Origin of the sequence: Xanthomonas sp. GW (assembly GCF_014236815.1) — a bacterium.
Lineage (GTDB): Bacteria > Pseudomonadota > Gammaproteobacteria > Xanthomonadales > Xanthomonadaceae > Xanthomonas_A.
Genome location: NZ_CP051189.1, coordinates 2347721 through 2369100, shown reverse-complemented (window position 1 = coordinate 2369100; position 21380 = coordinate 2347721). Strand labels below are relative to the sequence as shown.

25 protein-coding genes are annotated in these 21380 nt (G+C 69.4%); 13 read left to right on the top strand and 12 right to left on the bottom strand.

Features of this window, described 5'->3' with window-relative positions:
• Window positions 1-11: 11 nt before the first annotated feature.
• Window positions 12-365 (bottom strand): HesB/IscA family protein, encoded by a 354-nt coding sequence (locus HEP73_RS09985; protein WP_179565053.1) that lies wholly within the window; start codon window positions 363-365, stop codon window positions 12-14.
• A gap of 141 nt (window positions 366-506) precedes the next feature.
• On the opposite strand from HEP73_RS09985, the gene asnS reads away from it, so the two are divergent.
• From asnS to HEP73_RS09960, 5 genes are read left to right on the top strand one after another with little or no spacing between them, the layout of a single operon-like run.
• Window positions 507-1907 (top strand): asparagine--tRNA ligase, encoded by a 1401-nt coding sequence (gene asnS / locus HEP73_RS09980; RefSeq protein ID WP_185823049.1) that lies wholly within the window; start codon window positions 507-509, stop codon window positions 1905-1907.
• Window positions 1864-2289, top strand: a complete 426-nt coding sequence (locus HEP73_RS09975) for an ADP-ribosylation/crystallin J1 (RefSeq protein WP_185823048.1) — start codon at window positions 1864-1866, stop codon at window positions 2287-2289. The genes asnS and HEP73_RS09975 overlap by 44 nt, the downstream gene beginning before the upstream one ends.
• Entirely contained in the window at window positions 2286-2591 is a 306-nt protein-coding gene (locus tag HEP73_RS09970) for a hypothetical protein (protein ID WP_185816234.1), read from the top strand. Before HEP73_RS09975 ends, HEP73_RS09970 begins: the two co-directional genes overlap by 4 nt.
• Window positions 2588-2902, top strand: a complete 315-nt coding sequence (locus tag HEP73_RS09965; protein ID WP_185816233.1) for a hypothetical protein — start codon at window positions 2588-2590, stop codon at window positions 2900-2902. The genes HEP73_RS09970 and HEP73_RS09965 overlap by 4 nt, the downstream gene beginning before the upstream one ends.
• 7 nt (window positions 2903-2909) lie before the next feature.
• Complete coding sequence (locus tag HEP73_RS09960; protein WP_185823047.1) at window positions 2910-3533, top strand: FMN-binding negative transcriptional regulator; 624 nt, start codon at window positions 2910-2912, stop codon at window positions 3531-3533.
• Window positions 3534-3926: 393 nt separating this feature from the next.
• Here HEP73_RS09960 and HEP73_RS09955 read toward each other — a convergent pair whose 3' ends face one another.
• The 9 genes from HEP73_RS09955 to HEP73_RS09915 form a co-directional block, all read right to left on the bottom strand.
• Window positions 3927-4637 (bottom strand): response regulator, encoded by a 711-nt coding sequence (locus HEP73_RS09955; protein ID WP_185823046.1) that lies wholly within the window; start codon window positions 4635-4637, stop codon window positions 3927-3929.
• 365 nt (window positions 4638-5002) lie between these two features.
• The gene (locus tag HEP73_RS09950; RefSeq protein WP_221899411.1) at window positions 5003-5908 is read right to left on the bottom strand and encodes a hypothetical protein; all 906 of its coding nucleotides are present in this window, start codon (window positions 5906-5908) and stop codon (window positions 5003-5005) included.
• Window positions 5909-6101: 193 nt separating this feature from the next.
• Complete coding sequence (locus HEP73_RS09945) at window positions 6102-6854, bottom strand: hypothetical protein (RefSeq protein WP_185823044.1); 753 nt, start codon at window positions 6852-6854, stop codon at window positions 6102-6104.
• Window positions 6855-6902: 48 nt separating this feature from the next.
• The gene (locus HEP73_RS09940; RefSeq protein ID WP_185816228.1) at window positions 6903-7097 is read right to left on the bottom strand and encodes a hypothetical protein; all 195 of its coding nucleotides are present in this window, start codon (window positions 7095-7097) and stop codon (window positions 6903-6905) included.
• Window positions 7090-7548 (bottom strand): hypothetical protein, encoded by a 459-nt coding sequence (locus tag HEP73_RS09935; protein ID WP_185823043.1) that lies wholly within the window; start codon window positions 7546-7548, stop codon window positions 7090-7092. The genes HEP73_RS09940 and HEP73_RS09935 overlap by 8 nt, the downstream gene beginning before the upstream one ends.
• Window positions 7548-7808, bottom strand: coding sequence for a hypothetical protein (locus HEP73_RS09930; RefSeq protein ID WP_003471826.1), 261 nt, complete (start codon window positions 7806-7808; stop codon window positions 7548-7550). The genes HEP73_RS09935 and HEP73_RS09930 overlap by 1 nt, the downstream gene beginning before the upstream one ends.
• A gap of 39 nt (window positions 7809-7847) precedes the next feature.
• The gene (locus HEP73_RS09925) at window positions 7848-8477 is read right to left on the bottom strand and encodes a DUF2589 domain-containing protein (RefSeq protein WP_185816226.1); all 630 of its coding nucleotides are present in this window, start codon (window positions 8475-8477) and stop codon (window positions 7848-7850) included.
• Between the two features lie 12 nt (window positions 8478-8489).
• The gene (locus tag HEP73_RS09920) at window positions 8490-9074 is read right to left on the bottom strand and encodes a DUF2589 domain-containing protein (protein WP_185816225.1); all 585 of its coding nucleotides are present in this window, start codon (window positions 9072-9074) and stop codon (window positions 8490-8492) included.
• Between the two features lie 123 nt (window positions 9075-9197).
• On the bottom strand, window positions 9198-9737 hold the full coding sequence (locus HEP73_RS09915; RefSeq protein ID WP_185823042.1) for a glycoside hydrolase family 108 protein: 540 nt from the start codon (window positions 9735-9737) through the stop codon (window positions 9198-9200).
• A gap of 272 nt (window positions 9738-10009) precedes the next feature.
• Here HEP73_RS09915 and can point away from each other — a divergent pair, with 272 nt between their 5' ends.
• From can to HEP73_RS09875, 8 genes are all read left to right on the top strand, one after another.
• Complete coding sequence (can, locus tag HEP73_RS09910) at window positions 10010-10672, top strand: carbonate dehydratase (protein ID WP_185823041.1); 663 nt, start codon at window positions 10010-10012, stop codon at window positions 10670-10672.
• A 45-nt stretch (window positions 10673-10717) separates the two neighbouring features.
• Window positions 10718-11242: a 3-hydroxyanthranilate 3,4-dioxygenase gene (locus HEP73_RS09905; protein WP_185823040.1), complete on the top strand. Its 525-nt coding sequence runs from the start codon at window positions 10718-10720 to the stop codon at window positions 11240-11242.
• A 33-nt stretch (window positions 11243-11275) separates the two neighbouring features.
• Window positions 11276-13411 carry an FUSC family protein gene (locus HEP73_RS09900; RefSeq protein ID WP_185823039.1) on the top strand — a complete coding sequence of 712 codons (2136 nt, stop codon included), beginning with the start codon at window positions 11276-11278 and terminating at the stop codon, window positions 13409-13411.
• Window positions 13412-13441: 30 nt separating this feature from the next.
• The gene (kynU, locus tag HEP73_RS09895; protein ID WP_185823038.1) at window positions 13442-14713 is read left to right on the top strand and encodes a kynureninase; all 1272 of its coding nucleotides are present in this window, start codon (window positions 13442-13444) and stop codon (window positions 14711-14713) included.
• Window positions 14714-14747: 34 nt separating this feature from the next.
• A complete protein-coding gene (locus HEP73_RS09890; RefSeq protein ID WP_185823037.1) occupies window positions 14748-16127 on the top strand; it encodes an FAD-dependent oxidoreductase in 1380 nt (459 codons plus the stop codon).
• A 132-nt stretch (window positions 16128-16259) separates the two neighbouring features.
• Window positions 16260-17699, top strand: a complete 1440-nt coding sequence (gene sbcB / locus HEP73_RS09885; protein ID WP_185823036.1) for an exodeoxyribonuclease I — start codon at window positions 16260-16262, stop codon at window positions 17697-17699.
• A complete protein-coding gene (locus HEP73_RS09880; protein ID WP_185816217.1) occupies window positions 17696-18382 on the top strand; it encodes a DUF2461 domain-containing protein in 687 nt (228 codons plus the stop codon). Before sbcB ends, HEP73_RS09880 begins: the two co-directional genes overlap by 4 nt.
• A 122-nt stretch (window positions 18383-18504) precedes the next feature.
• Window positions 18505-19041, top strand: coding sequence for a DUF2939 domain-containing protein (locus HEP73_RS09875; protein WP_185816216.1), 537 nt, complete (start codon window positions 18505-18507; stop codon window positions 19039-19041).
• A gap of 490 nt (window positions 19042-19531) precedes the next feature.
• Here the strand turns inward: HEP73_RS09875 and HEP73_RS09870 are convergent, their stop codons facing one another.
• Window positions 19532-20350, bottom strand: a complete 819-nt coding sequence (locus HEP73_RS09870; RefSeq protein ID WP_185823035.1) for a spermine/spermidine synthase domain-containing protein — start codon at window positions 20348-20350, stop codon at window positions 19532-19534.
• Window positions 20347-21312, bottom strand: a complete 966-nt coding sequence (locus HEP73_RS09865; RefSeq protein WP_185816214.1) for a 5'-nucleotidase — start codon at window positions 21310-21312, stop codon at window positions 20347-20349. Before HEP73_RS09865 ends, HEP73_RS09870 begins: the two co-directional genes overlap by 4 nt.
• Window positions 21313-21380: the final 68 nt, after the last annotated feature.

Sequence of the window (21380 nt, the reverse complement as noted above, 5' to 3'; positions counted from 1 at the left end):
GGCGCCGGCGCTCAGCGCGCGGCAGCCGCCGCATGCTCGGCGTCGGTGGTGAAGCTCTCGCCGCAGCCGCATTCGGCGGTGGCATTGGGATTGCGGAAGATGAAGGTCTCGCCCAGGCCCTGCTTGGCGAAATCGATCTCGGTGCCGTCGACCAGCGGCAGGCTGGCGGCGTTGACGTAGATGCGCACCCCATCCTGCTCGAACACCGCATCGTCCGGATGCGCTTCGCGCGCTAGGTCGGTGACATGGCCCCAGCCCGAGCAGCCGGTGCGTTCGACGCCGAAGCGCAGGCCCAGCGCGCCGGGGGTCTGGGCGACGAAGCGCTGCACGCGCTCGAAGGCGACGGGAGTGAGATGGATGGCCATGGCGAACGACTCCGGGAACAGCGAACGGTCATTATAGGGATGAAGCGCGGCGGCGGATGCGCGCCACGCCTCGCAAGCGCCGCGGTTCAGCCAGTACACTTGCCCGTTCCATATCGAGTCGCTGCGGCGAGGATTCAAGTCATGACGGTGGTAAGCGTTGAGCATGCGCTGGCCGGGAAGATCCCGGCGGGCGGCGAGGTGACGGTACGCGGCTGGGTCCGCACCCGGCGCGATTCCAAGGCGGGGCTGTCCTTCGTCAACGTCAGCGACGGCTCCTGCTTCGCGCCGATCCAGGTGGTGGCGCCGGCCGAGCTGCCCAACTACGAGGCGGAAGTAAAGCGGCTGAGCGCCGGCTGCGCGGTGATCGCGCGCGGGCGCTTGGTCGCCTCGCAGGGCCAGGGCCAGAGCTTCGAGATCCAGGCCGAGGCCATCGAGGTGGTGGGCTGGGTCGAGGACCCGGAGACCTACCCGATCCAGCCCAAGGCGCATTCGCTGGAATTCCTGCGCGAGGTCGCGCACCTGCGCCCGCGCACCAACCTGTTCGGCGCGGTGACCCGCATCCGCAACTGCCTGGCGCAGGCGGTGCACCGCTATTTCCACCAGAACGGCTACAACTGGATCAGCACCCCGATCATCACCACCTCCGATGCCGAAGGCGCCGGACAGATGTTCCGCGTGTCGACCCTGGACCTGGCCAACCTGCCGCGCGACGGCCAGGGCCAGGTCGATTTCGGCCGCGACTTCTTCGGCAAGGAAACCTTCCTGACCGTGTCCGGCCAGCTCAACGTCGAGGCCTACTGCCTGGCGCTGAGCAAGGTCTACACCTTCGGCCCGACCTTCCGCGCCGAGAACAGCCACACCACCCGGCACCTGGCCGAGTTCTGGATGATCGAGCCGGAGATCGCCTTCGCCGACCTGGCCGAGAACGCGCGGGTGGCCGAGGACTTCCTCAAGCACCTGTTCCGCGCGGTGCTCGAGGAGCGCGGCGACGACCTGGCGTTCATCGCCGAGCGCGTGGACAAGACCGCGATCAGCAAGCTGGAGACGTTCATCAACTCGCCGTTCGAGCGCATCGAATACGGCGACGCGATCACCTTGTTGCAGAAGTCCGGGCACAAGTTCGAGTTCCCGGTGGAATGGGGCCTGGACCTGCAGACCGAGCACGAGCGCTGGCTGACCGAGCAGCACGTCGGCCGTCCGGTGGTGGTGACCAACTACCCCGAGCACATCAAGGCCTTCTACATGCGCCTGAACGACGACGGCAAGACTGTGGCGGCGATGGACGTGCTGGCCCCGGGCATCGGCGAGATCATCGGCGGCGCCCAGCGCGAGGAGCGCCTGGACGTGCTGGACACGCGCATGGTGCAGTTCGGCCTGGACCCGCAGCACTACGGCTGGTACCGCGACTTCCGCCGCTACGGCACGGTGCCGCACGCCGGCTTCGGCCTGGGCTTCGAGCGCCTGGTGGTCTACATCTGCGGGCTGAGCAACATCCGCGATGCGATCCCCTACCCGCGCGCGCCGGGCAGCGCCGAGTTCTGAGGACATGGCCGACGCCGACGCCACGGTGACCATGTACCGGCCGCTGGGACCAGAGGAATTCGCGCTGGTGCGCGATTCCGGGTTCCGGCGCTGGCCGCCGCGGCTGCCGGAACAGCCGATCTTCTATCCGGTGACCAACCAGCGCTACGCCGAGGAGATCGCCGGGCGCTGGAACGTCAAGGACAGCGGCGTCGGCTACGTGGCGCGGTTCGCGGTGCGCGCGGCATTCCTGGCGCCCTACCCGATCCAGAAAGTGGGCGGCGCGCAGCACACCGAGTGGTGGATCCCGGCCGATGTGCTGGAAACGCTGAACGACAATATCGTCGGTCTCATCGAGATCGTTGCGCGCTTCGATGCACCGCTTGAGGAGACGTCGGCATGATCCTGTTCTTCGCGCTGTGCTTCGTCGGCGTGGCCATCGCCGGGTTCAGCGCGTTCCTGATCTTCTGGCCGCTGACCCTGGTGCATATCCGCGACCGGCATCCGCCGCTGGTCGCGGTGTTCGGCCCCGGCGCGTTTCTCAAGCCGATAGCGCTGGGCTGGTTGCTGGCGCGGCGCTACCGCCCGCTCGGCGATCGCTCGCTGTCCGGGCTGGCGACGCCGGCCTGGCTGTCGCTGCTGACCATCTTCTTCGGCCTGGGCATGGCGGCCCTGCTCTGGCTGCTTTCCCTGGTGATTCCATGACTTCAGACGCATCCGCCGCCGATCGGTGGTACCTGGCCAGCCTCGGCCGCATCCTGGTGTGGGCGCGCCTGCGCGTGCGCGACGCCGGCACCGCCGAGGTGCTGGACAGCGACGGCAACACGCTCAGCTACGACAGCGAGGACACCGCGCAGGCGGCGCTGTTCGACGCCGAGTTCGTCGCCTTCGACGGCCTGGACGAGGACGATGCGCTGGCGCGCGGCTTCTCGCTGCATGAAGTGGCGCCGCCGCAGGCCGACGACGATGCCGCGCTGCGCGGACGCATGACCCAGACCCTCGGCGCACGCGCCTGAGCGGCCGATGCACGTCCCGCCGGCGTTCGCCGAAACCGACCTGGGCGCGCTCGACGCGCTGATCGCGCGCGACCCGTTCGCGACCCTGGTCACCGTGGCCGACGGCCTTCCCTGCGCCACACCTCTGCCGGTGCTTTACCGGCGCAACGGCGCGCGCATCGTGATCGAAGGCCACTGGGCGCGCGCCAATCCGCAGTCGCGCCATGCCGGTCCGGCGTTGCTGATCGTGCACGGCCCGCAGGCCTACGTGTCGCCGAGCTGGTATCCGGACAAGGAGGCGATGGCGCGGGTGCCGACCTGGAACTACGCCACTGCGCACCTGCACGGCCAACTGCAGGTCAGGGACGACGAAGCGCTGCTGGCCGACATCGTGGCGCGGCTCAGCGAACGCCACGAGCGCGCGCTCGGCAGCGACTGGCGCTACGAGCCGCACAACGACGCGCACCGGCGCCAGTTGCGCGGCATCGTCGGCTTCCGTTTCGAACCGGAGCGGGTGGAACTGAAGTTCAAGCTCAGCCAGAACCACCCGGCCGCGAACGTGATGGCGGTGAGCGAGGCCTTGCAGGCGCAGGCCGATCCTGGCGCGCAGGCGGTGGCCGCGTTGATGCGCGAGCGCCTGCCGCACGGCTGAGCGGCGCAGGCGCCTTGCGCATGCGGCGTTGCCGTCGGTGCACGCGGCTGCACACGACACTGCAATCGTTCTTCTCCCGTCGCGACCATAGCTCCCTTTAGAGGGGCGGATGGGGACGTGCGCAGCTTCGCGCAAGCGAACATCGCGAGGGCTTCGCTGCGTACCCTCACCCCAACCCTCTCCCGATGGGAGAGGGGCTGAAGCGGCGGTTCCCACAACTCAACAGCTGCACTGCATGCTCGGCCATCGATCAGCGGCCGAGGATGAGAACGCGACCACCTGGAATCCACCCCTTGAGGTGTCCACTGAAACGCGACCACGACGCCGCCATGCGCCCTGCCTGCGCGCGCAGGCAGGGCGCCAGCACCCCTCCCCTGCACCCGCTTGCGCCGCTCAACCGCAGTTGCTGATCAGCCGCTGCCGCTCGCTATCCGCACGCCGAGTGTTCGCCATTCCGCCTTCCAGCGGCGACAAGCCTTCGCGAATCGCATAGCGGGTCAGTTGCGCGATGCCGTGCATGCCGAGCTTGAGCATGATGTGCTCGCGGTGGGTGCCGATGGTCTTGACGCTGATATGCAGCCGCGCGGCGATTTCCTTGGTCGACAGGCCTTCGGACAGCAACTGTACGATTTCGCGCTCGCGCGAGGTCAGCAGCGTATAGGCGGAAACGGCGTCGCCCTGCGGGCGGCGGTACTCGCTGACCAGCGATTGCGATAGGCCCGGGCTGATGTACAACTGATCGTTGCTGACCTGCTGGATCGCCCGCAGCAGTTCGTGGAAGGTGCTGTTGCGGGCCAGGTAGCCCTTGGCGCCGGCATCGATGACCACGCGCACGTTGGCCGCGGCATCGGAGGCGGCGATGCAGATCGCCTTGCTCTGCGGGCTGCGCTGCAGCAGCCGGCGCGTGGCCTCGATCCCGTTCAGGCCCGGCAGCATCACGTCCATCAGCACGATGTCGGGCTGTCTCCTGGTCACCAGTTGTACGCATTCCAACCCATCGGCGGCATGGCCGACCACGTCGATGTCGGGCGTGTTGTTCAACAGGGCGACCATGCCCTCCAGCACGATGCTGCGGTCGGCGGCAATCACGATACGTGTGTTCATTCTCTACCCGTTGTCCTCGCCATGGATCTCCCTACGCTCGCCGCCGCGCGAAACACGCATTCCCCGCGGCGCGACACGCCCCTTTTGAACCGATGCGACAGCGTTACGTCACTTGCGTGGCGCAATCAGCTTGTCACGCCGCGCAATCGCAGCCATCGGCCTCAGGCTGATATGGATGGCGGCCATACCTGAACTTGCATGGATTCGCGCATTCGTCTCGCTGCGTAGACAGGCCCTGTAGAAACGGCGAGCAATGCGTGCTGCGCAGCGGAGAAAAACACGCTGGCTGTCGCGCCGCCGGCACATCCGAGAACACGCCACAAACGCCGTGGCATGTACCGGCGGCAGCGCGGCGAAGGTGGCGATCAGTCCGGCTTCGGCAGCGCGGCCGGAAGCGCCGGGTTGTCCGCCTGCAGCATGGCGCGGGCGAAATCGGCGAGCCGCTGCTGCACCGCGGCCGGCGGCGTGCCGGCGTCTATCGACTGCTGCAGGGCCATCAGCTGCGCGGCCAGTTCGCCCTGCCAACGCATGCGTTCGGCGTCGTTGCCGGCGCGCTGCACCTCCAGCGTCGCCTGGGTCTGCGCCGCGGCGTCGCCGCGCACCAGCGTCTCCATCGAATCGACCAGGCGCTGCAGCAGCCGGTACACCGCGGTCGCGGAGAAGCCGCCCAGCATCGCCAGGGTCGGCTTGCCGAAAGTGCGCATGCCGCCGCTTTCGAACAGGTCGCCGGGCAGCACTTCGACCAGAATCAGCCCGGCGATCAGGCCCAGGATCATGCGTGCGCCGTAGGACGCGTCGAACTTGGGATCGTAGGTGGCATTGGCGACGTAGCGATGCACCTGGAACAGGGACGAGAACGAGGCGCCCAGGCCGGCGCAGGACAGCAGGAACAAGGCGTTCCACAGCAGCACGCTGCCGGAGGAATCCAGGAATCCCAGGCGCACGTTGTCCGCGCTGACCTCATCGGACAAGGCCGAGGCCACCACCGAGAACAGGAACAGCAGCGAGGTCGCGGTCAGCGCGCGCACCAGCGGCAGCGGTCCCAGCAGGGTCGTCCAGTGCCTGCGGCGGCGCTCGGCATCGAGCAGGAACACCGCCTGCGGCGTCGCCGGTCGAATCAGTTGCGCCAGCCGGCGATGGCTCACCGCCAGTTCGTGCGCACAGTGTTCGCTGCCGGCGGCGCCGGGCACGCTGCCGTCCAACAACACCGACAGGCGCGCGACCAGCTCCGGCGGCACCGCCATGCCCTGCTCCAGCGCATAGCGCGTCATCGCCTCGCACTCCACCCGCAGCTGCGGCAGGATGCCCGGCGGCGGTAACCGTGGCGCGATGCCCGGACCGGCGAGCCATTGCCGCACGGCCGCGCCCAGCGCCTGAATCCCTGCATTCATCGCAACACTCCTGGACGCGAACGATGGCGACGGCGGCACCGATGCCGATGCCGCACAAATGGCGGCGCTGCCCTTACGGAATGCGCTGCAGGGTGCCGGCGTCGGCGCGCGTGCCGAGGCGGTCGAAGATGCGCAGGGTGGCGCTGCCGTCCGCTTGCGGCTGCAGCTCGGCCTGGCCATCGCTGAGACGGCCGCAGTAGCCGGCGTCGTTCACGGTCAGCGACAGCACCAGCGTGGTGTCGCGCATGCCGGCGTAGCGCGCGTCGAGCTGGCAATCGCGCGGACTGCCGTAGCGCAGCTTGGCCAGCGGCGCGCCGGGCGACAGCGGCGTGGCGGCGATCGCGAGCGTCAACGCCACCGGGTTGCGGCCGCCGCCGCTGCCGCCTGCCAGGCGCCAGTTGCCCTGCAGCGCGCTCACCGGACCCAGCGCGGTATGCAACAGTACCGGCAGCGGCGTGCCGTCGATGCTCAGTTGCAGATCGTCGGCGGCGCTGCGCTGCGCGGTCAGGCGCCGGCCCAGCAACCGGTCGCAATAGATGCCGCCGTTGATCGAGTCCAGGCGATAGGCGCCGGCCTCCTGCGGCAGCAACGCCAGCGTGCAGTTCAGTGGCGCGCCGAACTGCAGGCTGGCCTTGCCGGCGGCTTGCTCCAGACGCACCGCGGCGATGCGCCGGGCATCCAGCGCCAGGCTGCCGCGCCAGTCGCCGCCCGGCAGCGCGGCCGGGGCCGAAGGCGGGGCCGCGGCGGCGGTCAGCGGTAGCGCCAGCGCCAGGCATAGCGACGGCCACAGGCATGGGCGCGGGAAACGCTGCGAACGGATGGGCATGCGACTCTCCTGTTGGATGGGATGTGGATGGTGCTTATCTGCGGCCGCTCACCAGGGCAGCTCGAGGAAATAGACGATGGCCAGCAACGCCGCGCATGCCGACAGTACCGCGAGCAAGGCCGACGCCATGCGCCGGCGGCGGCGCCGGCGCTGCGCGCGGGCCAGCGACAGCAGGTCGATCCGCAGGTCCCGGCACCATTGATCGGTGTCGCGCCGCGACAGGACAAAACCGTGTCTACGCATGGTCTGGCTCCGTATGCGGTTCCTGCGTGCCGGGCGGGCGCTGCAGGTTCCAGAGTTTCAGCAGCTGTCCGTCGAACAGCACTTCGCCCAGCGGCGCGTGCGCGCCCTGGAACACGATCTGCAGGCGGTGGCCGGGCCGCCGCGGTTTGCGCGGCAACACCCGCAACAGCAGACGCGGCGCTTCGTCGGGCATATCCAGCACATCCAGCTCGACCTCGAACGCCAGGGTCAGTTGCCCGATCTGCGGGGTTTGCCAGGCGCGCAGTTCCCACAACGGGATCTGCAGGGATGGCGCATCGGCCGTGGCCGGCGCCAGCGGCAGCGTGGTTTCGCCGCCGAAGCAGGCCCGCAACAGCCGATCGTGGCGGGCGCGGCAGCGCTGTTGTGCATCCAGCAAGGCCGCCGACAGGCCATGCAGCAGCAGGTCGAAATCGCAGCGCAGCGCGCGCATCATTCGTCCTTCAGCCAGGCCGGCCTGCGCGGGAATCCCACGTGGTAGCACAGCCACTGCATCACCACCTGGTGCTCGCCGACCTGCAGCACGGCGAAATTCTTTTCGGTGCCGATGATCGCGCCCTTCGGCGTATCGCTCAGGCAGCGGTTGAGCAAGGCCCGGGCCGCTTCGACCTGCTCGGGCGTTTGCATCTGCGTCGGGTTGTCGCTGCCGACCACGACCCGCTTGACGAACTTGACTTCAGTGAGGTCGAACATCGTTGACGAGTCCCCCGACGAGATGGTCCAACTAGTGGCTTACGCGGCGACCGGTACCGGCGCGCCGACCTTGCGCGGCGCCACCGAGCTCTGCAGGATGTCCATCACCCTGGCCAGCCCTTCCGGCATGCCCCGGTCCTCGGCGTGCACTGAGACGTGGTACTTGGCCGAGTTGTCGGAGCTGCGCGCGTTTTCCTTGTGCGTGGCCACCGAGCCCTGGATGTGCACCTTGGCCTTGAACATGCCCCAGCCGAATTCCATGTCGGCCGACAGCGAGGCCGACGCGTCGGTGGAGGACTTCTCGGAGAAGGACGACTTCACTTCCATATCGAAGGTGACGTCCACCGTGCGGATGCTCAGGCTGGGCACGTTGACGATCGCCAGCAACGGCACTTCCAGCTCCACTTCTTCTTCGGCGATGCCGCCGGCGGTGGTCGGGTCGTCGACCGGCCGCTTGAAGCGGAAGCTCGCGGTGCGGGTGGCGCCGAGGGCTTGCGGATCGGCGCTGCCGGCGTCCGGCGGCAGGAAGCCGATGACGCGGATGAAATCGGCGGTGGCGCGGGCCAGCTTGACCTGCGCGTTGCAGGCCGCATCCAGCGGACCGCCGATCAGGTCGGCCATCGGCAGACCCTTGAACTGACTGGAGATGTTTACGAGTTCGTCAGGCATTGCAGTAACTCCTTAGGTAGGTGGATTGGTGACATCGTCCGTGCCCGCGGCGGCCGGCCTGTCGGCCATGACCGTCTTGAACACGCCCTGCGTCTGCGCCAGGTGATTCATCAGCCTGGCCGCTCCGTCAGTTGGTTCGGTCCCCTCCACGCGCAACACCACGTGGACGGCACTCTGGCGCTGGCTCTTGGCGCTTGCGCTGGTATCCACGCGCACGCTGGACTTGGCCGCGGTGCGCTTGGCCTGCCAGGCGCCTTGCGGCGCGGCGGGGTCCGGCGGCGGCGCGAAGAAGCCTTCGCTGGACTGCAGCCCGCCCATGTCGCCGAGCTGCGCGTCGAAACTGATCTCCACGTCCTTGATCCGCAGCACGTTGGTCGAGACCAGCGGCAGCAGCGGCGCGCGGTAGTAATCCTCGTCGTCCTCGCCGGCCTGCGGGTGCTGCGACGGCAGGCGGATGATCACGCTCTTGGGTCGATGGAACTCGTCGAAGTAGTCGCCGAGGTTGGCCATCTGGTGCTGTTCGATGCGGTCCTGCGCCTCGATCACCGCACCGGCCAACGCTTCGATCAGGTCATTCAATGCGGTCTGCCCAGCCATGTTCGCTCCTGGAGAAAGGGAATGCCGTCGGCGACGGCAGCGGATCGGTGTCGCCCGGCAGATCCGGGCAGCTGCCGCCGCGCCGGCAGCGACAGGCGCGGGCGGCGGCGTGGCGGCGCCGGCTCAGCTCAGGTCGGGAAACGCATCCACCCTGGCCAGCCAGCCCTTGAGGAACTTGCCGAGTGCGGGCTTGGCGTCGACCAGGCGCCGGTAGTAGTCGCGGCGGCCCTGCTTGTAGCGCGCATACAGGTCGCGCTGGTCGGCGGCCAGCAGCGCCGCCAGGGTGGTCGCGCCGAACTTGCCGTCCGCGGTCAGTTGCAGCGCCGGCGTCTGGTCGTTGAGCACGCGCTGCAGCAGCTTGGTCGCGTTGTTGCCGGCGTTGACCTGGAAATCGAACAGGATGTCGGCCAGCGGCTGCAGCGCGATCTCGTCGCCATGCACCGCGTTCCAGTAGCAGGCCTTGTAGATCACCGCGGCCTGCGCGTCGCTGAGCGCGCGCAGGTTGGCCAGGGTCGGTTCCAGCTGCAGCAGGCTCTTGGCATACAGCCGGAACGTGCCCAGGGTGATGCCCTTGTTGGTCGCGCCGCCCGGATCCACCGGGTCGTTGACGAAGCCGCCCTCGTGCTTGAGCAAGGTGGGAAAAAACGCGTTGAAGTCGGCCATTGCGATCCTCCGGAAGTGCGCCCGTCAGCGGGCTTGGAGGAAGTGTGGCGAGCCGGCGCATGCGGCGGGATCGGCAAAAACCCGATACGGCGGCGCACAGAAACTGAGGCTGCACGCCACGACGACGCGGGGCTGCGCACGTCGCAAAAAGCGCATCGACCGCCATACGCAGGCGTGTGTGCCGGCACCCGTCGGCTGGCCGATGAACCGGTGCGCGCGGCGGCGCCACGGCGGCTGCATCCTCACGCCGGCTTCTGGAATAATGCGCGGCTATGAGCAAAATCGATCAGCTACTGCACAACAACCGCGCCTGGTCCGAGCGGATCAATCGCGAGGATCCGGACTTCTTCGGCCGCCTGTCCAAGCAGCAGACCCCGGAATACCTGTGGATCGGCTGCTCGGATTCGCGGGTGCCGGCCAATCAGATCATCGACATGGCGCCGGGCGAGGTGTTCGTCCACCGCAACATCGCCAACGTGGTCGTGCATACCGACCTCAACTGCCTGTCGGTGATCCAGTTCGCGGTGGAGGTGCTGAAGGTGCGGCACATCCTGGTGGTCGGCCACTACGGCTGCGGCGGCGTGCATGCCGGATTGACCCGCGCGCGCCTGGGCCTGGTCGACAACTGGATCCGCCACGTCACCGACGTGGCCGAAAAGCACGAAGACTGCCTGCAGCAGGCCGGCGACCTGAGCCTGCAGCACGCGCGTCTGTGCGAACTCAACGTGCTCGAACAGGTGGTCAACGTCAGCCGCACCTCGATCGTGCGCGACGCCTGGGCCGCCGGCCAGGAGCTGACCGTGCACGGCTGGGTCTACAGCCTGCGCGACGGCCGCGTGCACGACCTGGGCATGGAACTGGAGCGCATCGAAGACCTGGCGCCGCGCTACGATGCCGCACTGGCGCGGATCTGCCAGGACCGCGAGGATCGCTGATCCGGTGCCGGCGCCCGCGCCGACGCGACCACCCAAGGACACCGCATGCTCCCCGCCCCGCTGAACCTGCACGCCTGGATCGACGAACACCGGCACCTGCTGAAGCCGCCGGTGGGCAACAAGTGCATCTATTCCGGCGACTTCATCGTGATGGCGGTCGGCGGGCCGAACGCGCGTTCGGACTTCCACTATGACGAAGGCCCGGAGTGGTTCTACCAGCTCGAAGGCGAGATGGTGCTGAGGATCCAGGAAGACGGTGCGGTGCGCGAGATCCCGATCCGCGCCGGCGAGACCTTCCTGCTGCCGCCTAAGGTGCCGCATTCGCCGCAGCGGGGACCCGATTCGGTGGGCCTGGTGATCGAGCGCCGCCGCCTGCCGCACGAAAACGACGGCCTGCAGTGGTATTGCGAACGCTGCAACCACCTGCTGTACGAAGAATACTTCCCGCTGCGCAACATCGAGACCGATTTCCCGCCGGTGTTCGCGCGCTTCTACGCCTCCGAGGCGCTGCGCACCTGCGGCCGTTGCGGACAGGTGCACCCGGTGCCGGCGCCCGTCGCCGCGCCGTGAGCGCGCCCTCGCCGACCGTCGCGCCGGGCTGCGATGCTGCATAGCCTGATCGCGCTGAAGCCGCGCGACGTCCCGCTGCGCGTCGCCCTGCGCAACACCTTCGCGGTGGTCGCCCCGCTCGCCGTGGGCGTGGCCGGCGGCCATGCCGAACTGGGCCTGGCGATGGCCACCGGCGCGCTGAACACCATGTTCTCCGACCAGCCCGGGCCGTACCGGGCGCGCATGCAGCGCATGCTGATGGCCGCGCTGGCCGCCGGCGGCGCGGCGCTGCTGGGCATGCTGATCGGCGCGCATACCCCGGCGCTGGCGCTGGCGGCGCTGCTGCTGGGCCTGGGCGGCGGCCTGCTGGTGGCGCTGGGTCCGGTCGCGGCGCGGGTCGGGCTGACCAGCATGATCCTGCTGGTGGTCAGCGCCGACGTGCGCCTGCCGGCCGCGCAGAGCGTCGGCGTGGCCGCGCTGATCTTCGCCGGCGGCGTGCTGCAGATGCTGATGGCGCTGGCCGCCTGGCCGCTGCAGCGCTACCGCCCGGAGCGGTTCGCGCTGGCCGAACTGATGCGGCAGCTGGCCGGCATCGCCCGCCAGCGGCCGAGCGCGACGTTGGCGCCGCCAGCCACCGAGGCGGTGCTGGAGGCGATGGTGATGCTGCACGGCGAGCACCGCTCGCGCGGGCTGGCGGTGCAGTCGTTCCGGATCATCGCCGAGCTGTGCGAACGCGCGCGGCTGGAACTGCTGACCCTGACCGACCTGCACGGGCGCCTGGACGAAGCCGCCGGCGCGCGGCTGCCGATCGAGCGCGTGCTGGAACGCAGCGCGGTGGTGCTGGACCAGCTCGCCTACGCACTGGACAACGCCGAAGACCCGGCCGCGGCGGAGGCCTCGATGACCGGCTTCGACGATCTGGCCGAAGCGCTGGCCCAGGCCCAGGCGCAAGCGCAGGACACCCGCGAGCGGCGCCTGCTGCGCATCGCCGTGGCCCGCGCGCAGGGCCTGGGCGGGCAGCTGCGCGCGCTGGTGCGCAACGGCCACTGGGCCAGCAGCCGCGGCGAGATCCAGGCCGAGCTGGCCGAGGCCCGGTTGCCGGCGGCGCTGCGCCCGCTGGCGCCGCTGCAGACCCTGCGCGCCAACCTCGGCTTCTCCTCGGTCGCGTTCCGGCATGCCTTGCGCTGCGGCGTGTGCCTGAGCCTGGCGGTGCTGTTCGAACGCTGGCAGGCGATCCCGCACGGCTACTGGATCCCGATGACCACCGCGATCGTGCTCAAACCGGATTTCGGCGGCACCCTCAGCTTCGGCGCGTTGCGCGTGGCCGGCACCTTCGCCGGACTGGTGCTGGCCACCCTGCTGGCCCACTTCACGATGGATGGCGTGGTGGTGCGGCTGCTGTTGCTGACCGTGTTCTGCCTGGGCTTCCGCCTGCTGACCCAGGTCAACTACGGCCTCGGCGTCGCCTCGCTGACCGGCATGCTGGTGTTGCTGCTGTCGTTCGAGGGCATGGCCCCGGGCGAGGCGATCGGCGAACGCATCCAGGCCACCGTGCTCGGCAGCGCGCTGGCGCTGGTCGCCTACGCGCTGTGGCCGACCTGGGAGCGGCGGCATATCCGCGCCACCCTGGCGCAGCTGTTGCTCGCGTATCGCGACCACCTCGCCGCGCTGTTCGAAGGCCGCCTGCAGGCGCTGCCGGAGACCCGCGCCGCGTCGCGTACCGCGCGCACCAACGTGCAGGCCTCGATCGAGCGCCTGCGCGGCGAGCCGCGGCGCAAGCGCAACCTGCGCGAACTGAAGCTGGCCGAATCGGTACTGGCCAACGGTAACCGCCTGATCCGCGCCTCGCTGGCGCTGGAGGCGGTGCTGCGCGATAGCCCATCACTGCCGCCGCTGCCGGAGCTGGAACAGTTCCGGGGCCAGGCGCATGCGGCGCTGACCCAACTGGCCGACAGCCTGCGTAGCGGCGCCCCGCCGGCGCAGGCGACCTTGCGCAACGACGAACGGCGCCTGGCCGAGGCACTGGCCGCGCATCTGCAGGAGGCCAACGACGGCTCGGCGCTGGCCGCGCTGGCCGATACCGGCGACCGCGTCGCCGACAGCGTCGGCACCCTCACCCACCTGTTGCGCAGCGCCATGCTGCCGGCCACCGCCACGGTCGCCGACGAAGCGCTACGCCGCGACCGGTAGACTGTGCCCTCGTCCTGTCACCCACTGCCGATGAACGAGATCCTGACCCGCAACCACGCCACCGCGCTCGACGCCGCCGACCCGCTGCGCGAGTTGCGCCGCGAATTCCTGTTCCCGCAGCACCAGGGCGCCGACCAGGCCTACTTCGTCGGCAATTCGCTCGGCCTGCAGCCGCGCGGCGCGCGCGCCGCGGTGCAGGAGGTGCTGGACAAATGGTCGACGCTGGCGGTGGAAGGCCACTTCACCGGCGACACGCAGTGGATGACCTACCACGAGCTGCTGGCCGCGCCGCTGGCGCAGCTGGTCGGCGCGCTGCCGCACGAAGTGGTGGCGATGAACACGCTGACGGTGAACCTGCACCTGCTGATGGTCAGCTTCTACCGCCCGACCCGCGAGCGCCCGGCGATCCTGATCGAGGCCGGCGCGTTCCCGTCCGACCAGCATGCGCTGGCCTCGCAGATCCGCTTCCATGGCTTCGATCCGGCCACCGAGCTGATCGAAGTGCAGCCCGACGGCGCCGACGGCACCGTGTCGCTGGCCGCGATCGAGCGCGCCATCGGCGAACACGGCCCGCGCCTGGCGCTGGTGCTGTGGCCGGGCGTGCAATACCGCACCGGGCAGGCCTTCGACCTGGACGCGGTGGCGCGGCTGGCGCGCGCGGCCGGCGCCGCGGTCGGTTTCGATCTGGCGCATGCGGTCGGCAACATCCCGTTGACCCTGCACGACACCGCGCCCGATTTCGCAGTGTGGTGCCACTACAAGTACCTCAATGCCGGCCCCGGCGCGGTCGCCGGCGCCTTCGTGCACGAGCGCCACGGCCACGGCGATACGCCGCGCTTCGCCGGCTGGTGGGGCCACGACAAGCGCACCCGCTTCCAGATGCGCCCGGAGTTCGTCGCCGCGCCCGGCGCCGACGGCTGGCAGCTGAGCAATCCGCCGATCCTGAGCATGGCGCCGCTGCGCGCCTCGCTGCAGCTGTTCGAACGCGCCGGGCTGCCGGCGCTGCGGCGCAAGTCGCTGCAGCTCACCGGCTATCTGGAAACGCTGATCCGCGCGCGCCTGGCCGAGACCCTGCAGATCGTCACCCCGGCCGACCCGGCGCAGCGCGGCTGCCAGCTGTCGCTGCGCGTGATCGGCGGGCGCGAACGCGGCCGTGCGCTGTTCGAGTACCTGCAATCGGTCGGCGTGCTCGGCGACTGGCGCGAGCCGGACGTGATCCGGATCAGTCCGGTGCCGCTGTACACCCGCTATCGCGACGTCTACCGCTTCGTCGAGGAAGCGGAAACCTGGGCCGGCGTCTGAGCCGCCCCCTCCTGCGCGGCCGCGGCCGCGCGTCATGCCGGACTTTTCCTTGAGCGCCTCCCCCCGCAGCATCACCCTGATCGGCGCCGGCCTGGCCGGTTCCCTGCTCGCCATCCTGCTCTCGCGCCAGGGCTGGCGCGTCACCGTGTACGAACGCCGCGGCGATCCGCGCATCCAGGACTACGAGCGCGGCCGCTCGATCAACCTGGCGCTGGCCGAGCGCGGCCTGCATGCGCTGCGCCAAGCCGGCGCCGATGCCGCGGTGATGGCCAAGGCGGTGATGATGCGCGGGCGCATGGTGCATTTCGCCGATGGCCGCCAGCAGCTGCAGCGCTACGGCCGCGACGACAGCGAAGTGATCTGGTCGGTGCACCGCAACGACCTCAACATCACCCTGCTGCAGCTGGCCGAACAGGCCGGCGCGCAGATCCACTTCTACCGGCGCCTGCACACGGTGGACTTCGACGCCGGCTACGCGCGCTTCATCGACGACCGCGACGACCAGCCGCACGACATCCGCTTCCGCAGCATGATCGGCGCCGACGGCGCCGGCTCGGCGCTGCGCGCGGCGATGCAGCGCAAGTCGCCGATGGCCGAGCACACCGAGTTCCTGGACCATTCGTACAAGGAACTGGAGATTCCGCCCAACGCCGACGGCAGCTTCCGCATCGAGGCCAACGCGCTGCACATCTGGCCGCGCGGGCACTACATGTGCATCGCCCTGCCCAACGACGAAGGCACCTTCACCGTCACCCTGTTCCTGCCGAACGAAGGCGAGCCCAGTTTCGCCACCACCCGCAGCGGCGATGAAGCCCTGGCGTTGTTTCAACGCGACTTCGCCGATGCGCTGCCGCTGATGCCGCAACTGGCCGAACACTGGGAGCAGCACCCGCCGGGCCTGCTCGGCACGCTGCGCCTGGAACGCTGGCATCTGGACGGGCGTGCGGTGCTGCTCGGCGATGCCGCGCATGCGATGGTGCCGTTCCACGGCCAGGGCATGAACTGCGCGTTCGAGGATTGCGTGGCCCTGGCCGCGCACCTGCAGCGCGAGCCGGACCTGGGCCGCGCCTACGCTGCATTCGAAGCCGAGCGCAAACCCAATGCCAGCGCGATCCAGCAGATGGCGCTGGAGAACTACATCGAGATGCGCGACCGCGTCGGCGATGCCGGCTTCCTGCTGCAGCGCGAGCTGGAGCAGGCACTGCAGGAGCGCCACCCGACCCGCTTCGTACCGCACTACACCATGGTCACCTTCCTGCGCACGCCGTATGCGTTGGCGTTGGAACGCAGCGAGATCCAGCGCCAGATCCTGGTGCAGGCCACGCAGGGCCACAGCGACCTGTCGCGGATCGATTGGGCCTGGCTGGAACGCACCGTGCACGAACGCCTGGCGCCGCTGGACGGCGCGCATTGAAGCGATCTTGCCTTACCCTGTAGGAGCGGCTTCAGCCGCGACAACGTTCGCCGGTGATGCCGGTCGCGGCTGAAGCCGCTCCTACAAAAAAGCGAGTCCGCGCGTACTCTCCCACACCGCTCTGGTCCGACCATGCCCGACAGCTTTCTCTTCTACGACCTGGAAACCTTCGGTGCCGATCCGCGGCGCACGCGCATCGCCCAGTTCGCGGCGGTGCGCACCGATGCGGCGCTGAACGTGGTCGAGGAGCCGGTCAGCTTCTTCGTGCAGCCGGCCGACGACCTGCTGCCCTCGCCGATCGCCACGTTGATCACCGGCATCACCCCGCAGCAGGCGCTGCGCGACGGGGTCAACGAGGCCGATGCGTTCGCGCGCATCGCCGAGCAGATGGCGCGGCCGCAGACCTGCACGCTGGGCTACAACTCGCTGCGCTTCGACGACGAGTTCGTGCGCCATGGCCTGTTCCGCAATTTCCACGATCCGTACGAGCGCGAGTGGCGCGGCGGCAATTCGCGTTGGGACCTGCTGGACATGCTGCGGCTGATGCATGCGCTGCGCCCGGACGGCGTGGTCTGGCCGCAGCGCGACGACGGCGCCACCTCGTTCAAACTGGAACAGCTGGCGCTGGCCAACGGCGTGCGCGACGGCGACGCGCACGAGGCGCTGTCCGACGTCTACGCCACCATCGGCATGGCGCGGCTGTTCCGCGAGCGGCAACCGCGGCTTTGGGACTACGCGCTGAAACTGCGCGACAAGCGCTTCTGCGGCGGCCTGCTCGACGTGGTGGCGATGCAGCCGGTGCTGCACGTGTCCATGCGCTATCCGGCCGCACGCCTGTGCGCGGCGCCGGTGCTGCCGCTGGCGCGACATCCGCGGATCGACAGCCGGGTGCTGGTGTTCGACCTGGAAGGCGATGTCGAGCCGCTGCTGCGCTACACCCCGGAGCAGATCGCCGACCGCCTGTACACGCCGCAGGCCGACCTGCCCGAGGGCGAGCAGCGCATTCCGTTGAAGGAAGTGCACCTGAACAAGGCGCCGGCGCTGGTCGCCTGGTCGCACCTGCGCGATCCGGATTTCGCCCGCCTGCAGCTCGACCCGGCGCAGATCCTGGCCAAGGCCGCGCGCCTGCGCGAGGTCGGGCCGGAACTGGCCGAAAAGGTTCGCCGCGTGTTCGGCAACGAACGCGCGGCGACTCCGGCCGACGTGGATGCCTCGCTGTACGACGGCTTCCTGGCAGACACCGACAAGCGCGCGATGGCGCAGGTGCGGGCGACCCCGCCGGCACAGCTGGCACCGCTGGAAGCGGGCTTCCGCGATCCGCGCCTGCCCGAACTGCTGTTCCGCTACCGCGCGCGCAACTGGCCGCAGACGCTGTCCATCGTTGAGCAGAGCCGCTGGGACGACTACCGGCGCCAGCGCCTGCACGGCGACAGCGGCCTGTCCGAACTGGGCTTCGACGGCTACTACGCGCAGCTCGCCGATTTACGCTTGGCTCACCCCGACGATGCTACCAAGCAGGCTCTGCTCGACCAGCTGGCCGCCTGGGGCCAGGACCTGCAACGGACCCTATGACCAGTTATTTCAGCGACGCCAGCTTCAAGTTCCTGCGTGCCCTGGCGCGGCACAACGACAAGGCCTGGTTCAACGACAACCGGCACAAGTACGAGGAGCACGTGCGCCAGCCGTTCCTGCGCTTGATCACCGACCTGCAGCCGGACCTGGCCCAGGTCAGCGAACATTTCCGCTCCGACCCGCGTGGGGTCGGCGGCTCGCTGTTCCGCATCCATCGCGACGCGCGCTTTTCCCACGACAAATCGCCGTACAAGACCTGGCAGGGCGCGCGCCTGTTCCACGAGCGGCGCAAGCAGGTGCCGGCGCCGTCGTTCTACATCCACCTGCAGCCGGGCGAGAGCTTCGTCGGCGCAGGCCTGTGGCATCCGGAACCGGACACGCAGCGCAAGGTGCGCCAGTTCATCTTCGACAACCCCGGCAGTTGGAAAGCCGCCGCGCACGCGCCGAAGCTGCGCCGCCGCTTCGACTTCGAGGCAACGGAAGTGCTGGTGCGGCCGCCGCGCGGCTTCCCCGCCGAGTTCGAATTCATCGACGACCTCAAGCACAAGAACTGGGTGTTCTGGCGCCAGCTCGACGACGCCACCATGACCGGCCCGAAGCTGCGCTCGCTGGTGGCGGCCGACCTGCAGACGCTGGCCCCGTTCGTGGATTACCTGTGCGCGGCGCTGGATCTGGAATTCTGAGGATGACGTGCTTCCTGTAGGAGCGGCTTCAGCCGCGACAGGCGTTACCGGTAACGCCCGTCGCGGCTGAAGCCGCTCCTACAAAAAAGAGTGCTCTCCGCCACCGAACCACGAGGCACACAATGAAAAAATGGCTGGCCTTGCTGTTCCTCGCCCTGCTCGCCCTCGGCGGCTATGTCGTCGCCGGACCCTACCTGGCGATCCGCGGCATCAGCCAGGCGCTGGAGCAGCGCGATGCGGCGGCGCTGGAGCGCTACGTCGACTTCCCCACCCTGCGGGTCAACCTGAAGGCGCAGGTCGACGATGCGCTGGTGCGTCGCGCCGGGCCGGACCTGCAGGCCGGCCTGTTCGGCGGCGCGCTGCTGTCGCTGGCCGGCAGCGTCAGCGGCATGGGCGTGGATGCGATGGTCACCCCGGCCGGGATCGGCGCCTTGCTGCAGGGCGATGCGCTGTGGAAGCGCGCCAGCGGCGACACCGTCGGCGGCGACACCTACGCCGCACCGCGTCCACCGCAACCGTTGCGGCAGGCCGAACACCGCTTCGAATCGACCTCGCGCTTCGTCGCCACCATCCACACCGCCGACGGCACCGCGGTGCCCTGCGTCTTCACCCGCGACGGACTGCGCTGGAAACTCAGCAACATCCTGCTGCCCCTGTAGGAGCGGCTTCAGCCGCGACATCGGCGTCGGAAGAAACATCAGTCGCGACTGATGGCACGAGGCCACCCGGAGTCCCTACAGGAAGCTTGCGACCAACCCGGTGGGTGCAGGCGTTACACCCACCCACAGATTGCCGAAACCATAGCGGCTTCCAACTCCGCTCGTCGCGACTGAAGTCGCTCCCACAAGGACTTGCGGCAAGCCCGCTGGCTGCACTGTGGGAGGGACTTCAGTCCCGACTGCTCGATGCATCCGCCCCAACAAGGCACCCGAATCAAGATGGTGTCCGCCTCCGCTCGTCGCGACTGAAGTCGCTCCCACAAGGAACTGCGGCAAGCCGGCTGGGTGCACTGTGGGAGGGACTTCAGTCCCGACTGCTCGATGCATGCGTCCAACAAAGTACCGAAGCCAAGAGGGGGTATCCGCCTCCGTCCATCGCCACTGAACCCACTCCCACAGTGACGGACGGCATGTCGCAGCGACGCGCAGCTCAGCGACGCCAGGCGGTCGTCTCGAGCGCCCGCTGCAGGCGCCGGAACGTCGGCCGCAACTGCCAGCGCGCCGGCCACGGCAGGCGCGCCAGCGCGGCGCGCGCATCCAGCGCCTGCGCATCGCCGGTCCAGGCGAACACCACATGGTTGTCCCCCTCCGGCTCGTCCATGCGCAGCACGCGGCCGTCGAAGATCTTGCGCAGGTGCGCCACGTGCTGGCGGGTGTCGGTGTCGTACAGGTTCACCGCCAGCACGCCGCCGGGCGTCAGCGCGGCATGGCAATCGTCGTAGAAACCGCGCGTGCGCATCGCCGCGGGGATGCCGTCGGCATCGTAGGCGTCGAGCAACAACAGGTCGTAGCGGCCGCGGCGCTGCGGCAGCAGCTGCGCGCCGTCGCCGTGCAGCGCCTGGAAGCGTGCGTCGTCGGCCGGGATATGGAAGGCGTCGCGCAGCGCCAGCACGTCGGCATCGGCCTCGATCGCCTCGATCCGCGCCTGCGGCACGTGCCGATAACAGAACTTGGCCTGCGAGCCGCCGCCCAGGCCGACGATGCCGATGCAGCGCGGCTCCGGCAGCAGCAGCAGCGCACCGAGCATGCTGCGGGTATAGCCCACCTCCAGCAGGTGCGGCCACCAGGTGAGCATCCGGCTCTGGGTCACCTCGCCCTTGAACTGCAGGCTGGTGTAGCGCCAGCCGCGCTCCACGTACGGCCGCCCCGGACGCGGCGCATGCGCCTGCGCGCGGTCCGGCCGCAGCAGCTGGCGCAGCGTGGCCCAGCGACCGCCTGCGCCGCGGTTGCCGCCGGAGGCCGCGCTCACGGCTTGGCGATGACGTTGGCCACGCCGTGCGGCACGTGCCCGGCGGCCACCCGCTCGCGTGCGGCGCTGTCGATGTTGTGCTGCGAGTCGTCGAAGAAGATGTCGGCGCCGAACGCCTGCAGGAACGGCCCCTTGTGGCGGCCGCCGAGGAACAGCGCCTCGTCCAAGCGCACGCCCCACTCGCGCAGCGTGCGGATCACCCGCTCGTGCGCCGGCGCCGAGCGCGCGGTGACCAGCGCGGTGCGGATCGGCGAGGCCTCGCCGGCCGGGAACGCGGACTGCAAGGCATGCAGCGCGGACAGGAAATTGCGGAACGGACCGCCGGTCAGCGGTTCGCGCGCATTCTCGCGCTCGTAGCGGCCGAACGCTTCCACGCCCTGCTCGCGCGAGAAGCGCTCGCCTTCGTCGCCGAAGATCACCGCGTCGCCGTCGAAGGCGATGCGCAGCTGCGTGGACAACCGCTCCGAATCGATCGCCCCGGCCGCGGCGGCGGCTTCCTGCGCACGCTCGCCCGGCGGCTTGGGCAGGATCGTCGCCGCAGCGATGCCGTGGCTGAGCGCGCGCCGCACCGATTCCGGATTGGCCGACAGGAACAGGTCGGTGCCGAACGGCTTGACGTAGGGCCAGGTGGCCTCGCCGGAGGTGAAGGTGGCGCGGACGATGCCCAGCCCGTAGTGCTGGATCGAATTGAAGATGCGCAGCCCGGTGTCGGCGGAATTGCGCGACAGCAGGATCACCTCCACCGGCGGCGTCTCCGGCGGCGTGCCCTGGTTCAGCGCCAGCAGCTTGCGCACCACCGGAAACGCCACGCCCGGCGCCAGCACATCGTCCTCGCGCTCGCGCTGGTACGCGCTGTACGCCTCCACCCCTTCCTTCTCGAACAGGGCATGGCCCTCTTCCAGATCGAACAGGGCACGCGAGGTGATCGCGACGGTGAGCAGGCGGGGGGAGTTGTCGGACATGAGAGCAGGGATTCGGAATTGGGGATTCGGGATTGGCAAAAGCGGCGTACTGGGATCGGAACGTAAAA